Below are 13,806 nucleotides of genomic sequence, written 5' to 3' on the forward strand. Positions count from 1 at the left end.
GCAGAGTAGTTTGCGGTACAAAGTACATATGACCGATCCACACGACACACCCGCTGCGTCAGACGCCCACGACGACGACGCCCCGATGACCCCCGCGGAGATGCTCGCCCTCACGCGGGCCCAGGAACACCGCGTGGAGGACTTCTACCAGACGCCGACGACCATCATCGTGGTCACCTGGGGCGTTGCCTGGACCATCGGATTCCTGGCCCTCTGGTCGGCGTCGTCTGCCAGCCCGATCGCGGTGCCGGCGGGGCCCGCAGCGGCGGTCTTCGTGGTTCTCATGATCGCGGGGATCGTCATCTCGGGCGTCGTCGGCACACGGACGGGCGCGGGAGTGAAGGGGCCGCAGCAGGTGCAGGCGAGGATCTATGGGATCACCTGGGCTCTCGGCTGCCTGGCCGTCCCGATGCTCGCGGGCGCACTGTTCCGCGCCGGCATGTCGGCCGAGGTGGCCGCGCTCTACTTCCCGGCGGGTTACTGCATCGTCGTCGGCATCCTGTACCTCTTCGGTGCCGCTCTCTTCTCCGACCGCTCGATGATCGTCGTCGGAGGCTGGATCCTGTTCATCGGCATCGTCGCGCCCTACTTCGGCTCGCCGGGCAACTACCTCGTGATGTCGCTCGCCGGGGGAGGGGCCTTCCTCGTCTACGGGGTCGTCCTCCTCGTCGCGCGTTCCCGCCGCGATCGCCGGATGGTCGGAGCGCCGTCGCGTGGCTGAGCTCGATCCGGTCATCCACGCGCAGGCACGGCTGCGCATCATGTCGACCCTCGCAGCCCTCGGTGCCGATGCGCAGGTCAGCTTCCCCCGGCTCCAGCAGTTGCTCGACATGACGGCCGGCAATCTCTCGACCCACCTTCGGAAGCTCGAGGACGCGGACTACGTGATCGTCACGAAGACCCACAACGACCGCACACCCGCCACCTACGTCGAGCTCAGCGCCGCGGGGCGCCGGGCGTTCGAGGACTACATGACGGCGCTCCGAGCGCTGTTGGGAGAAGGATCATGACCACACAGGACACCACGACGGACACCCGCCCGCTCGCCCGACTCACGGGCGTCAGCCGTCGCTTCGGCGACGTCGTCGCTCTCGACGACGTGTCGCTCGACATCGCGCCGGGTTCGATCGTCGGTCTCCTCGGCCCCAACGGCGCGGGCAAGACCACGCTCCTGTCCCTTCTCGAGGGGCGTCGGCGGGCGACGAGCGGCAGGGTCGAGATCTTCGGGCTCGCCCCCGACGACCCGCGGGCGCGACAGCGCCTCGGGTGCACCCCGCAGGAGACGGGGTTGCCCGACACCCTCCGCGTCTCGGAGGTGCTCGACTTCGTCGCCGCCCACTTCGACGATGCAGCCGACCGCGGGACGATCGCGGCGGAGTTCGGGCTCGAGCCCCTCATGAGGAAGCAGACCGGAGCGCTGTCCGGCGGACAGAAGCGCCGGCTGGCCGTCGCCCTCGCCTTCATCGGCAACCCGCGCCTCGTGCTCCTCGACGAACCCACGACCGGACTCGACGTGGACGCGCGGCACACGCTGTGGAGTGCGCTGCGTCGTCAGCACGAACGTGGCGCGACCATCGTCGTGACGAGCCACTACCTCGAGGAGATCGAGGCGCTCGCGGAGCGCGTGGTCGTGATGGGGAACGGCCGCGTCCTCGCGGACGACGATCTGGCTGGTGTGCTCGGGCGCGTGGGCCTCCGCCGCGTGACGCTCGATCGCGTCGATCCGGAGCGTGTGCGATCCCTCGACGGCGTCGTGCGCGTGGACGACGTCGATCCCGCAGCAGCGGCATCCGGGGTCACCGTCTGGGTGCGCGACTCGGACGCCTTCGTGCGCTCCCTCGTCGTCTCCGGCGCACCCTTCGAAGGACTCGCCGTCCGGAGGGCGACTCTCGAGGAGGCATTCCTCACCCTCACGTCGGACGCCGACGCATCCCCCGCAATCACCTCCCATGAACGGATGAGCGCATGACGACCACGACACGCACGCCCCGACGAGCCGGGGCGGAGACCGGCTCGCCGCAGCCCTCGCGGCTCGCCGCGATCCGTCGCGCCGCGCGGCTCTCCCTCGTGCACGCGCGCTTCAACCTGCTGGAGACGGTGCGCGTGCCGATCGCCGTGATCGGCTCGCTCGTCTTCCCGGCGCTCGCGCTGTTGTTCTTCGTCGTGCCGCAGCGGGCGGTCGCGGACGACCCGCTCTTCGCGACGCAGGCCGTCATCTCGCTGTCCGTCTTCGCGATCATGTCGAACGGGCTCTTCGGCTACGGCATCAGCATCGCCGAGAACCGGGAGAAGCCGTGGGACCCCTATCTCCGTACCCTCCCGGCGCCCGGGATCGTGCGCGTCGCGGGGCTCGTGCTGGCGACGGGCACGCTCGGTCTCGTGGCGATCGTGCCGCTCGTCGTGATCGGAGCCCTCGCCACGGCGGCGGAGGCCTCGGCAGTGCAGATCGTCCTCGGGTTCGTGATGCTCGGCCTCTCGGGACTGCCGTCGATGTTCATCGGAATGGCGATCGGTCTGACGTTCCCTTCGAAGGCCGCGATCGCGGTCGTCCAGGTGATCATGTTCGCGCTCGCCTTCGGGGGAGGACTCTTCCTCCCGCCGATGATGTTCCCCGCGTGGCTCGACGCCCTCTCGCGCTTCCTGCCGACCCGTCAGGCGCGGGAACTCGTGATCTGGGCCGTTCAGGGAGGTTCGCTCGAATGGTGGGCGCCGGTCGGGGCGCTCGTGTCCACAGGTCTGCTGCTCGCGCTCGTCCTCGTGCTGATGCGCCGCGACCAGGGGCGCCGATTCCGCTGAGGCGAGGACACCGGTTCCGCGGACGGCGAACGAGAACGCAACCCGGTGCCCACTGTCGGACGCGGTCGGTAGCGTTGAGATCATGACTGTTCCCACCATCCAGCTCAATTCCGGCTACTCGATCCCGCAGCTCGGCTTCGGCGTCTTCAAGGTCGACCCGGCCGAGACCGAGCGCATCGTCACCGACGCGCTCGAGGCCGGCTACCGCCACATCGACACCGCCGCGATCTACGGCAACGAGGAGGGCGTCGGCCGTGCCATCGCCGCCTCGGGCATCCCGCGCGACGAGCTCTACATCACGACGAAGCTCTGGAACGACGACCAGGGCACCGATTCCGCGTACGCCGCGATCGACCGCAGCCTCGACAAGCTCGGGCTCGACCACGTCGACCTCTACCTCATCCACTGGCCCACGCCGCAGAAGGACCGCTACGTGGAGTCGTGGCATGCCCTCGAGCAGATCGCGGCCGACGGCAAGTCGCGCTCGATCGGCGTCTCGAACTTCCTCGTGCCGCACCTCGAGCGCATCATCGCCGAGGGCGGGACCGTCCCAGCGGTGAACCAGATCGAGCTCCACCCGGCGTACCAGCAGCGCGACGTCACCGAGTTCAGCCGTGAGAACGGCATCCACATCGAGGCCTGGGGCCCGCTCGGACAGGGCAAGTATCCCCTCTTCGACGAGGAGCCCGTCGCCGCGGCCGCAGCCGCACACGGGGTCAGCCCCGCGCAGGCCGTCCTCAAGTGGCACCTGCAGATCGGCAACATCGTCTTCCCCAAGTCGAACTCGGCCGAGCGCATCCGCGAGAACCTCGACCTCTTCGGGTTCGAGCTCACGGCGGACGAGATCGACGCCATCTCGGGCCTCGAGCGCGGCGGCCGCGTGAGCGCCCACCCCGACGAGGTCAACTGATCCACCGAGCACGCACCACCGAATACGCATGATCGAACGGAGCGGGCGATGAGCACGTCGGACAACGGCGCGGCACCCACGGCGTGGGACGAGGACTCCGCCGGCGAGGGCGAGGTCGAGCGGTTCGAGCGCACGTGGAACGCCTGGCACCGGGCGCGGCTGCGGGCAACGCTCTCGCCGCTGGGGATCGCCGCGCTCACGGCCACTCACTGGCTCACCGGGGAGCCCCAGCGGCTCCCCGGCGTGCCCGGTGAGTGGTGGTCCGACATCGACGTGATCGTCGGCCACGGCGACGACCTCGACGGTCTTCCCGTCCTCCGGGACGGCGAGGCGGTCGGGGCCGTCGTCGGCGGTGCCGTGAGCCTGTCTCCGGGAGGGGAGCTCGCCGTGGGCGAGGGCCGCTTGCGGTTCTTCGACCGTGACGGTGCTCTCGCGCTCCGCGTCCTCGATCCCGAGTCACCCGTTCGGCGTTCGACCACCGACATCGGTCACTTCCCGCCGGATCCTCGCTGGGTCATCGACGGACGATTCACTCCGGCGGATCCGTCGGCCACGTTCGCCGTCACGGCGATCGACGGGTACGTCGCCGAAGAGCGCCTCGCCGGCGCGGTCGCACTCACCGTGGGCGACGAGGCCCTCGAGCTCACCGTCACGGGCGGACCGTCCGGGTTGCGGGCCGTCATCGCCGACGGGACGAGCGGACGGGAGAGCTATCGCTTCCGGTTCCTCGGGATGCCCGCCCCGGGTCCCGACGGCATCGTGACGGTCGACTTCAACCGGGCCTACCTGCCTCCCTGCGCCTTCAGCGACGAGTACGTGTGCCCGCTGCCGCCCGGGAACAACCGTTTCACGACGCCCGTTCGCGCCGGTGAGACCGTGCTCGTCCCCGCGACGGCGCCGTCCGACTCCACGGCCCCGTCGGATCCGGTCTCCTGAGCATGGCCTCCCGCCTGGCAGACGCCGTGAGTCCGTATCTGCTCGCCCACGCCGACAATCCCGTGGACTGGTGGCCGTGGGGCGAGGAGGCCTTCGCCGAGGCCCGCCGGCGGGACGTACCCGTGTTCGTCTCCATCGGCTACGCCACGTGCCACTGGTGCCACGTCATGGCCAGAGAGAGCTTCTCCGACCCCGAGATCGCCGCTCTCCTCGGCGATGCCGTGGTGAGCATCAAGGTCGACCGCGAGGAGCACCCGGGGGTCGACGCCGCTTTCCTCGCCGCCGCGAGCGCGTTCACCCCCAACCTCGGGTGGCCGCTGTCCGTCTTCACGACCCCCGGCGGCGAGGTGTTCTTCGCCGGCACGTACTTCCCGCCCGTCGATGTGCAGGGCCACCCCTCGTTCCGCAGGGTCATCGGTGCGGTCGTGGACGCGTGGACGAACAGGCGTGAGCAGGCGGAGGCCACCGGCGCCGCCATCGCGAACGCGGTGCGTTCCTCCCTCCCGACCACGTCCGGCGCCGACGGCGTGCCCGATGCGGCGGCGATCCAGCGATCCGTCGTCGCGATGGAGGCGGTCGAGGACCCGGTGAACGGTGGCTTCGGCGGCGCTCCGAAGTTCCCCGTCGCGCCGGCGCTCCAGTTCCTCCTCGACGCGGGCGCCGACGCGTTGGCCGCCCGCTCGCTCGAGCGCATGGCGGCGTCCGACCTGCGCGATCCGGTCGAGGGGGGTTTCTTCCGGTACGCGACGGAGGCCGATTGGTCGGTGCCGCACTACGAGCGCATGCTCTACGACAACGCCCTGCTTCTCGACGCCTACACGACGGCCTGGGCCCACGACCGCAGCAGAGGTTGGGCCGCCGATGCCGCATCCGGTGTCGCGCGATTCCTGCTCGAGACGCTCCGGCTCCCGTCCTCCTCGGGAGGCTCCAGCGGCTTCGCGAGCGCCCAGGACTCCGAGAGCACGGTACGCGGCGAACGGTCCGAGGGCGGCTACTTCGCTCTCTCGGTCGAGGAGCGTCGAAACGAAGCACCGCCGTCGCTCGACCGCAAGGTGCTGACGGGGTGGAACGGCCTCGCGATCGGCGCGCTCGCCCGCGCGGGTGAGGCGTTCGGCGTCGACGCTTGGCTCTCCGGGGCGGTGGAGGTCGCGGACGCCCTGCTCGTCTCTCATGTCCGGCCCGACGGCTCGCTCGTGCGCGCCTCGCTCGACGGTCGGCCGTCGACCGCCGTCGCGACTCTCGAGGACCACGGCCTGTTCTCGTCGGCGCTCGTCGCCGTGGGACTCGCAGCGGATCGAGCCGACCTCGTGATCGCCGGTCGCGGCGTGCTCGACGCCGTGCTCGACGACGACGGGGTCTTCCAGGAACCCGGCGGAGGCGATCCCGTGCTCGTCGCCCGCGGCCTCGCTCTCGCGGGCGACCCGTCGGAAGGTGCCTACCCGTCGGGGCGGAGCGCGTGCGCCGAGGCGGCGTTCGTCCTCCACGTGCTCACGGGGGAGCGCCGCTATCGGGTCGCGGCCGAACGGGTGGTGGCCTCCGTCGCGTCGCTCGCTGAGGCCTCGCCGGTCTCCTTCGGCACCTCGCTGCGCGTCGCGACCCGGCTCGCGGACGAGCTCCTGCAACTCGTCATCGTGCGACCTGACGGGTTGTCTCGCGCAGCCGACCCGCTGACGGACTCGATCCGCACCGATCCGCGGCCGACCCTCACAGCGTCGGTCACGGGGGCGACCGCGCGCGCTCTCGCGGATGCCGGTTTCGAGCTCTTCGCGGCGCGTGACGCCGTCGGCGGTGCGGCCACGGCCTACGTCTGCCGCGACTTCGTGTGCCGGCTCCCGGTCACGGACCGCGCAGGCCTCGCCGAGGCCCTCGCGACCGACGGTGGTGCATCGGAGGGTCCTGACGCCTTATAGGCTCGTGGGGGAGGCCCACATGACGACAGGACACGCGAGCGATGACGGTTCGCTGACCCTCTCGTTCGTCCGTGGCGTGCTCCCCGGGAAGTGGCAGCGCATCTGGGACGAGCGCCATCCCGCCGCCCTCCTGCACCTCCTCCCCACCGAGCAGGACCGCCAGCTCGACCCGCTCGTCTCCGGACAGGCCGACATGGCCCTCGTCCGCCTGCCACTCGACGTGGATCCGGACGACTTCCACGTCATCCCGCTGTACGAGGAGCTCGCCGTCGTGCTGATGTCGGCGGACTCCGACCTCACGGCCGCCGACGACCTCGGTCTCGCCGACCTCGACGGGGAGGTCGTCCATCCGACGGATGCCGCGCTGCTCGAGACGACGGAGGTCGTCCGTGCGGGGGTCGGGGTCATCGTGCTCCCGCAGTCCGTCGCCCGTGCCGCCGGGGGCAAGGGACTCGAGTGGCGGATCCTCCGGGACGCCCCGACGACGCGCGTCGCCCTCGTCTGGAAGCGCTCGACCGAGGACGCGTCGCCGCAGCTCGCGGACGATCTGCAGGACTTCGTCGGAGTCGTCCGCGGCCGTCGTGCCAACAGTTCGCGCGGTCGCCAGCCCGAGCCCGAGCCCGAGCCGGAGAAGAAGCGGCGAATGGAACCGCGCAAGCCTGCCGCGCGTGCCCCGCTGCGCCCGCGAACGCCGCGTGGAAAGCGACCGAAGCGCCGATGAGGGCCGAACGACACCGCGCACGAATTGCGGCACTCGCGACGGCGGCCCTCCTCGTGACGAGCCTCGCGGCGTGCGGCTCGCCCGAGGATCCCGTCGACCATCTCCGGCTGCCTCCGGAGGCGACCACGGGCGTGTCGCACGCTCCCTTCCCGGCGGGTGCCGGGGTCGACTACCAGCTCGGCGGAGCGTATCCGCCGGCCGACGGAGTCGGGATCGTGGCGCGCGACAGCACCGAGGAGCCCGCAGCCGGGGTGTGGTCCATCTGCTACGTCAACGGATTCCAGACGCAGCCGGGCGAGTCGGAGGAGTGGCTCGCCGAACGTCCGGAGCTCGTCCTCCACGTCGACGGCGAACCGTTCGCCGACCCCAATTGGCCCGACGAGTACGTGCTCGACACGTCGACGCCGGCGAATCGGCTCGCGATCATGGGGGTGATCGGTTCGATCATCGACGGTTGCTCCGACGCCGGATTCCAGGCGGTCGAGATCGACAACCTCGACAGCTTCTCGCGCTCGGGGGACCAGCTCGCGGCGGAGGACAACATCGCGCTCGCGGCCCTCTTCGCCGAACGCGCTCACGCCGACGGGATGGCGATCGGGCAGAAGAACGCCGCCGAGTTGTCGGGGGACCTGAAGCGAACGGTCGGCTTCGATTTCGCCGTGTCCGAGGAGTGCCACCGGTTCGAGGAGTGCGCCGCGTACACCGACGTGTACGGCTCATCCGTCATCGACATCGAATACACGGACGACCTCCGTGGCTCCTTCGCCGACGTGTGCGCCGATCCCACGACACCGCCCTCCGTCGTCCTCCGCGACCGGGACCTCCTGCCGAGCGGCGAACCCGGCTACGTCTTCGAGACCTGCTGACTCTCTCCCGCTGGGATCGATCGCCTGCCGGGACGCTAGCGGATCTGCTTGCGCGCCGAGATCTGGCCCGTGTCGAACCCGAGCAGGTGGAGGCCGCCGTGGAAGCGGGCGTGCTCGACCTTGATGCAGCGGTCCATGACGACGGTGAGCCCTCGGGCCTCCGCGTCGTACGCCGCCTCCTCGTTCCAGATGCCGAGCTGCACCCAGATCGTCTTCGCGCCGATCGCGAGGACTTCGTCGACGACCGACGGGATGTCCGATGGCTTCCGGAACACGTCGACGATGTCGGGCACCTCCGGGAGGGACGCGAGGTCGGGGTACGCCTTCTGCCCCAGGATCTCGTCCGCGTTGGGGTTCACGAAGTACACGCGGTAGTCCGAGGACTGCTGCAGGTAGGTGCCCACGAAGAAGCTCGAGCGGGCCGGATTGGGCGACGCTCCGACGATCGCGATCGAGCGGGCGTTCCGGAGGATCTGCAGGCGCTGCTTCGCGTCCGGTCCCGTCCACGTGCGCTGGCTGTGCAGGAGCTTCGCGAGCGGTGAGCTCGCGGGCAGGGCGCACGTGAGGCCGTTCTGCAGTCGCGTCTCCACGAGATCGGTCATAATCACACCTCCACGGCGGCGGCGAGCGCCTGATCGAGATCGTCGATGATGTCCTCGGGGTCCTCGATGCCGACGCTCAGGCGTACGACACCGGGGAGCACGCCGGCGTCGACGAGCTGCTGCTCGCTCAGCTGCGCGTGCGTCGTCGAGGCGGGGTGGATGATGAGCGTCTTCGCGTCGCCGATGTTGGCGAGGTGGCTCGCGAGGTTCACCGACTCGATGAGCTTCTGGCCCACCGCGCGTCCGCCCTTCACGACGAAGCTGAACACGGACCCCGGACCGAGCGGCATGTACTTCGCCGCGCGCTCGTGGTGCGGGTGTCCGGGGAGCCCCGCCCAGAAGACCGCCTCGATGCGCGGGTCCTGGTCGAGCCACTCGGCCACGAGGCGGGCGTTGTCGACGTGCGCCTTCATGCGGAACGGCAGGGTCTCGACACCCTGCGCGAGCTGGAAGGCCGACTGCGCGGAGAGGGACGGCCCGATGTCGCGCAATTGCTCGGCGCGGAGTCGGGTGAGGAACGCGTACTCGCCGAAGTTGCCGGACCACTGCAGGCCGCCGTACGACGGCACGGGCTGGGTGAAGAGGGGGAACTTGGGGGAGTCCCACTCGAACCGACCAGACTCCACGACGACGCCGCCGAGAGTCGTGCCGTGACCGCCGAGGAACTTCGTCGCCGAGTGGGTGACGATGTCCGCGCCCCATTCGATCGGACGGTTGAGGAACGGTGTCGCGATCGTGGAGTCGATGATGAGGGGGATACCGTGGGCGTGAGCGACGTCGGCGAGGCCGGCGATGTCGGCGATCTCGCCCGACGGGTTCGCGACGGTCTCGGCGAAGAGGATCTTCGTGCGGTCGGTGATGGCGGCGGCGTAGTCGGCGGGGTCGGAGCTGCGGACGAAGGTCGTCTCGACGCCGAAGCGGCGGAGCGTGACGTCGAGCTGCGTGATCGATCCGCCGTAGAGGTTCGCGGAGGCGACGATGTGGTCCCCGGCCCCGACAAGGCTCGCGAAGGTGATGTACTGCGCCGCGAGGCCCGTGGCCGTCGCGACGGCGCCGAGGCCGCCCTCGAGGCTCGCGATGCGCTCCTCGAAGCTCGCCACGGTGGGGTTCGCGAGCCGTGAGTAGATGTTGCCGTACTTCTGCAGGGCGAATCGTGCGGCGGCGTCGGCGGTGTCGTCGAAGACGAAGGCCGTGGACTGGTAGATCGGGATGGCCCGCGAGCCGGTGACGGCGTCCGGGATGTTGCCGGCGTGGATAGCCCTGGTGCGGAAGCCGTATTCGCGATCTGCCATGGGACAACGCTAGTCGACCGCACCGGCCGCCCGGCCGTCGCCGTCACGCGAGGTCATACTCGTGCGGAGAAGTCCGGCCGACCGCTCGTCGGCACCTGCACAGACCCTGATCAGGCTCCTCTGGCACACTCGGTGTCAGCCGCCGACAGCGGTTCCGGACGAGGGCGCAGTACCCGGGCAGCGACAAGACTGACGCTTCAGGAGAGTCGTCATGTCGTGGATCGTCCTCATCGTGTCCGGAATGCTCGAAGCCGTGTGGGCCACAGCGCTCGGCAAATCGGAGGGCTTCACGAAGCTCGTCCCGTCGATCGTCTTCGTCGTCGGCCTCGTGCTCAGCATGGCCGGCCTCGCGTGGGCCCTCCGGGAACTCCCCGTCGGGACGGCCTACGCCGTCTGGGTCGGCATCGGCGCGGCCCTCACGGTCACCTACGCGATGGTCACGGGCGACGAGCCCGCGAGCCTCATCAAGATCGTGCTCATCCTCGGAATCGTCGCGTGCGTCGTGGGCCTCAAGCTCGTCTCCGACGCCCACTAGGCCCGGCAACCCCGCCGAAGTGCGGACTTTCGCCCCCCGATCGCCGATTGAGGGGGCGGAAGTCCGCACTTCCGCGGAGAAAAAGGGGGAGAAGGCTGGGGTGGGTTACGTGACGCCCTGGAGACGGCGGGAACGGGCGTCGAGGAGCGCGAAGACGAGTGCCGCGACGACGAACGAGATCGTGACGAACGTCGCGTTGCGGTAGGCGTCGTGGTAGACCACGAGGTCCGATACCGTTCCCGTCTCCGAGTAGACCGTCGCGTAGAACGTGGCTGTGGCCGCCGCGAGGCCGACGGCCGTACCGATGCGCTGACCGAGCTGGCCGATGGAGCCGGCGACGCCGCCGGACGAGACGGGCACGTCCGCGAGCATGAGCGTCTGGTTCGGGGAGATCACCGCGCCGCCTCCGATACCGGCGATCAGCATCGCGGCGCTCATCGCATACGGAGCGACGTCGGCCGCGAGGATGGAGGCGAGGAGCGAGTTGAGCGAGAAGCCGACCACAACCAGCACGAGCCCAACGACGACGAGGGCGCGACCGTACCTCTCGACGTGACGGCCGCTCCACCAGGAGCTCACGGCCGAGGCGAGGGCGAAGGGGATCGTGATCATGCCGGCGAAGACCGGCTCGAGTCCGAGGCCCTGCTGCACGAAGAGGGTGAGGGTGAGGAATGTCGCCGGCATCGCGGCGAAGTAGCACGTGCCGATGAGGATGGCGTTCCGGTAGCCGGAGATGCGGAAGAGCGCGAAGTCCACGACCGGGGTCTCGCCGCGTCGGGCATAGCGGCCCTCCCAGAGCGCGAACAGGGCCGCGAAGACGACGAAGACGACGAGGAGCCACCAGCGGTTGGGGTCGTCACTCGGCGATCCCGTGGTGAGCACGAAGGGCAGCATGAGCCCGAGCACCGCGACGGCGAGCAGCAGGATGCCGATGGGGTCGAGCGAGTTGGCACCCGACGGGTGCGGCTGTGTCTTCGGCAGCAGCCTCCAGGCGATCGGCAGCAGGATGATCGCGAGCGGGACGTTCATCCAGAACAGCAGCGTCCAGCCGCTCTCCGGGCCGCCGATCGCGATGAGGAGCCCGCCGAGGGTGGGTCCGAACGCTGTCGAGAGACCGATGATCGCGCCGAACAGGCCGAAGGCGCGACCGCGCTCCGGTCCGACGAAGAGCTGCTGGATGAGCCCGAGCACTTGCGGCATCAGGAGACCGGCGGCGATGCCCTGGAGGATGCGCGCGACGATGAGCACCATGATGCTCGGGGCGATCGCGCACACGAGGCTCGCCGCGGCGAACACGGTGAGGCCGATGAGGAACATGTGACGGCGTGAGTGGAGGTCCCCGTAGCGACCGGCCGGCACGAGGATGAGCCCGAAGGCGAGCGCATATCCCGCGACGATGAGCTGCAGGTCGGTCGGACCGGCGCCGAGGGCCTCCTCGATCGACGGAAGGCCCACGTTGACCTTCGAGAGGTCGAGGATCGTGAGCGATGCGACCGCGACGCACACGGCGAAGGCCCTCCAGCGCGTGCGGCTGTCCATCTCGTGGGGTTCGGGACCGGTCGTCGGTCGGTTGCTGCTCGTCTGGTTGCTGCTCGTCTGGTCGTCGCTCGTCTGGTCAGTCATCGAGGTCAAGACTACGACCGAGGATCGCACCAGAGCGGGGCTTGCGGGGTGGAGCCGATCGGACCACGGGCGGCGGGGACGTGCGTGCTCGCCGCGTCAGTTCCGCACGGCGTCGCGGATGGCAGCGGCCGTTGCTTCGTCTGTCGTCTCGTAGGCGGCTGAACCGTGGCGGGGGTCGGACCCGAGCGAGAGCGTGCTCGAGCCGTCGACGACTCGTTTCGCGGAGGCGTGGACGGCGTCGACGCCGGTCGCGGCGATCACGGCCGCCGTCGTCGGATCGACGCCCGCGCCGGCCATGATCTGCACCGATCCGGACGCGCGCCGCACCAGGGCGCGGAGTTCGTCGAGCGCGTCCGCGGCGCTCTCGGCGCCGCCCGACGTCAGGATCCGCGTGACGCCCAGATCGGTGAGCGTGTCGAGCGCCGCCGATCGGTCCGTCACTGTGTCGAAGGCGCGGTGGAAGGTCACCTCGACGCCCTCGTCGATACAACCGGCGACGTCGAGCGCCGCGCGCACGAGGTCGATGTCGACGGAGCCGTCCCGCGTCCCTCCGACGACGATCCCGGCCGCTCCGGCCCGGATCGCTTCGCGGGCGTCCGCGAGGAGCACAGCTCGATCCGCGGTGTCGTATTCGAAGTCGCCGAGACGCGGTCGCAGCAGGACGTGCACGGCCAGCCCGGCCGCAACGGCCGCTCGCAGGAGACCGATCGACGGGGACAGCCCGCCCGTCGCCAACGCCGATGCGAGCTCGACGCGCTCCGGACGGACGCGGGTCGCCACCGCGATCCCGGCCGCGTCCTGGATCGCGAGTTCGAACGCGGTCACGACGCGTCCCAGATCCCCTGCCAGGCCGGCTTGTTCTCCCAGGCGTAGCGGTAGTACTCGGCGTGAGCGAGGCGCGACGCTGCCGCTTCGTCCACGATCACCGTCACGTGCTCGTGCAGCTGGATCGCAGAGCCCGGCAACGACGCGGTGACGGGCCCCTCGACCGCCCCGGCGACCGCCTCGGCCTTGCCCTCCCCGAAGGCGAGGAGCACGAGGGTGCGGGCGCGCAGGATGGTGCCGAGTCCCTGCGTGATGCAGTGCATGGGCACATCGTCGATCGTCTCGAAGAAGCGCGCGTTGTCCTCGCGGGTCTGCCGTGTCAGGGTCTTCACGCGCGTCCGCGAGGCGAACGAGGAGCCCGGCTCGTTGAAGCCGATGTGCCCGTCCGTGCCGATCCCGAGGATCTGCACGTCGATGCCGCCGGCGGCGACGATCGCCTCCTCGTAGTCCTCCCCGGCGCGGGCGATCCCGTCGAGCGAGCCATCGGGGGTCCGGATGTGGCGGGGGTCGAGCCCGAGCGGTTCCACGACCTCGCGCGTGATGACGGACCGGTACGACTCGGGGTGCGCCGTGTCGAGACCGACGTACTCGTCGAGAGCGAAGCCACGCACCCGCGACACGTCGACCCCCGCGAGCCGGTCGCGCAGGGCCTCGTAGACCGGGAGCGGGGTGGACCCGGTGGCGAGCCCGAGCACGGCGTCGGGTCGGCGCCGGATGAGGGCGGCGATCTCGTCGGCGACGATGCCGCCGCCGGTCGGGGCGTCGGGAACGATGATGACTTCGGCCACGA

Annotated in this window: 15 protein-coding genes and 1 riboswitch; of the genes, 10 read left to right on the plus strand and 5 right to left on the minus strand. The window is 70.2% G+C overall.

Annotation, left to right across the window (positions count from 1 at the left end; translation table 11 throughout):
* Positions 1-28: 28 nt before the first annotated feature.
* From ELQ94_RS12545 to ELQ94_RS12585, 9 genes are all read left to right on the plus strand, one after another.
* The gene (locus tag ELQ94_RS12545; RefSeq protein WP_127050697.1) at positions 29-721 is read left to right on the plus strand and encodes a hypothetical protein; all 693 of its coding nucleotides are present in this window, start codon (positions 29-31) and stop codon (positions 719-721) included.
* Positions 714-1,010: a transcriptional regulator gene (locus ELQ94_RS12550; protein WP_127050698.1), complete on the plus strand. Its 297-nt coding sequence runs from the start codon at positions 714-716 to the stop codon at positions 1,008-1,010. Before ELQ94_RS12545 ends, ELQ94_RS12550 begins: the two co-directional genes overlap by 8 nt.
* Positions 1,007-1,969 carry an ABC transporter ATP-binding protein gene (locus ELQ94_RS12555; RefSeq protein ID WP_127050699.1) on the plus strand — a complete coding sequence of 321 codons (963 nt, stop codon included), beginning with the start codon at positions 1,007-1,009 and terminating at the stop codon, positions 1,967-1,969. The genes ELQ94_RS12550 and ELQ94_RS12555 overlap by 4 nt, the downstream gene beginning before the upstream one ends.
* The gene (locus tag ELQ94_RS12560; protein ID WP_127050700.1) at positions 1,966-2,796 is read left to right on the plus strand and encodes an ABC transporter permease; all 831 of its coding nucleotides are present in this window, start codon (positions 1,966-1,968) and stop codon (positions 2,794-2,796) included. Before ELQ94_RS12555 ends, ELQ94_RS12560 begins: the two co-directional genes overlap by 4 nt.
* A gap of 82 nt (positions 2,797-2,878) precedes the next feature.
* Positions 2,879-3,706, plus strand: coding sequence for an aldo/keto reductase (locus ELQ94_RS12565; protein ID WP_127050701.1), 828 nt, complete (start codon positions 2,879-2,881; stop codon positions 3,704-3,706).
* Between the two features lie 48 nt (positions 3,707-3,754).
* Positions 3,755-4,642 (plus strand): DUF1684 domain-containing protein, encoded by an 888-nt coding sequence (locus tag ELQ94_RS12570; protein ID WP_127050702.1) that lies wholly within the window; start codon positions 3,755-3,757, stop codon positions 4,640-4,642.
* A 2-nt stretch (positions 4,643-4,644) separates the two neighbouring features.
* The gene (locus ELQ94_RS12575; RefSeq protein WP_127050703.1) at positions 4,645-6,552 is read left to right on the plus strand and encodes a thioredoxin domain-containing protein; all 1,908 of its coding nucleotides are present in this window, start codon (positions 4,645-4,647) and stop codon (positions 6,550-6,552) included.
* 19 nt (positions 6,553-6,571) lie between these two features.
* Positions 6,572-7,273: a LysR family transcriptional regulator substrate-binding protein gene (locus tag ELQ94_RS12580; RefSeq protein ID WP_127050704.1), complete on the plus strand. Its 702-nt coding sequence runs from the start codon at positions 6,572-6,574 to the stop codon at positions 7,271-7,273.
* On the plus strand, positions 7,270-8,139 hold the full coding sequence (locus ELQ94_RS12585) for an endo alpha-1,4 polygalactosaminidase (RefSeq protein ID WP_127050705.1): 870 nt from the start codon (positions 7,270-7,272) through the stop codon (positions 8,137-8,139). The genes ELQ94_RS12580 and ELQ94_RS12585 overlap by 4 nt, the downstream gene beginning before the upstream one ends.
* Before the next feature lie 35 nt (positions 8,140-8,174).
* Here the strand turns inward: ELQ94_RS12585 and ELQ94_RS12590 are convergent, their stop codons facing one another.
* Both ELQ94_RS12590 and ELQ94_RS12595 read right to left on the minus strand, forming a co-directional pair.
* Positions 8,175-8,741: a CoA-binding protein gene (locus ELQ94_RS12590; RefSeq protein ID WP_208007680.1), complete on the minus strand. Its 567-nt coding sequence runs from the start codon at positions 8,739-8,741 to the stop codon at positions 8,175-8,177.
* Between the two features lie 2 nt (positions 8,742-8,743).
* Positions 8,744-10,033: an O-acetylhomoserine aminocarboxypropyltransferase/cysteine synthase family protein gene (locus tag ELQ94_RS12595; RefSeq protein WP_127050706.1), complete on the minus strand. Its 1,290-nt coding sequence runs from the start codon at positions 10,031-10,033 to the stop codon at positions 8,744-8,746.
* Between the two features lie 133 nt (positions 10,034-10,166).
* A riboswitch (guanidine-III (ykkC-III) riboswitch) is annotated at positions 10,167-10,232 on the plus strand.
* A gap of 12 nt (positions 10,233-10,244) precedes the next feature.
* Here ELQ94_RS12595 and ELQ94_RS12600 point away from each other — a divergent pair.
* Positions 10,245-10,568: a DMT family transporter gene (locus ELQ94_RS12600; protein ID WP_127050707.1), complete on the plus strand. Its 324-nt coding sequence runs from the start codon at positions 10,245-10,247 to the stop codon at positions 10,566-10,568.
* Between the two features lie 105 nt (positions 10,569-10,673).
* Here the strand turns inward: ELQ94_RS12600 and ELQ94_RS12605 are convergent, their stop codons facing one another.
* From ELQ94_RS12605 to ELQ94_RS12615, 3 genes are all read right to left on the minus strand, one after another.
* A complete protein-coding gene (locus ELQ94_RS12605; RefSeq protein WP_243697003.1) occupies positions 10,674-12,191 on the minus strand; it encodes an MFS transporter in 1,518 nt (505 codons plus the stop codon).
* Positions 12,192-12,287: 96 nt separating this feature from the next.
* Entirely contained in the window at positions 12,288-13,016 is a 729-nt protein-coding gene (locus ELQ94_RS12610; protein WP_243697004.1) for a copper homeostasis protein CutC, read from the minus strand.
* Positions 13,013-13,804 (minus strand): glucosamine-6-phosphate deaminase, encoded by a 792-nt coding sequence (locus ELQ94_RS12615; RefSeq protein WP_127050709.1) that lies wholly within the window; start codon positions 13,802-13,804, stop codon positions 13,013-13,015. The genes ELQ94_RS12610 and ELQ94_RS12615 overlap by 4 nt, the downstream gene beginning before the upstream one ends.
* Between the last annotated feature and the right edge of the window lie 2 nt (positions 13,805-13,806).

It is taken from the genome of Labedella endophytica (assembly GCF_003990045.1).
In the GTDB taxonomy this organism is placed as follows: Bacteria; Actinomycetota; Actinomycetes; order Actinomycetales; family Microbacteriaceae; genus Labedella; species Labedella endophytica.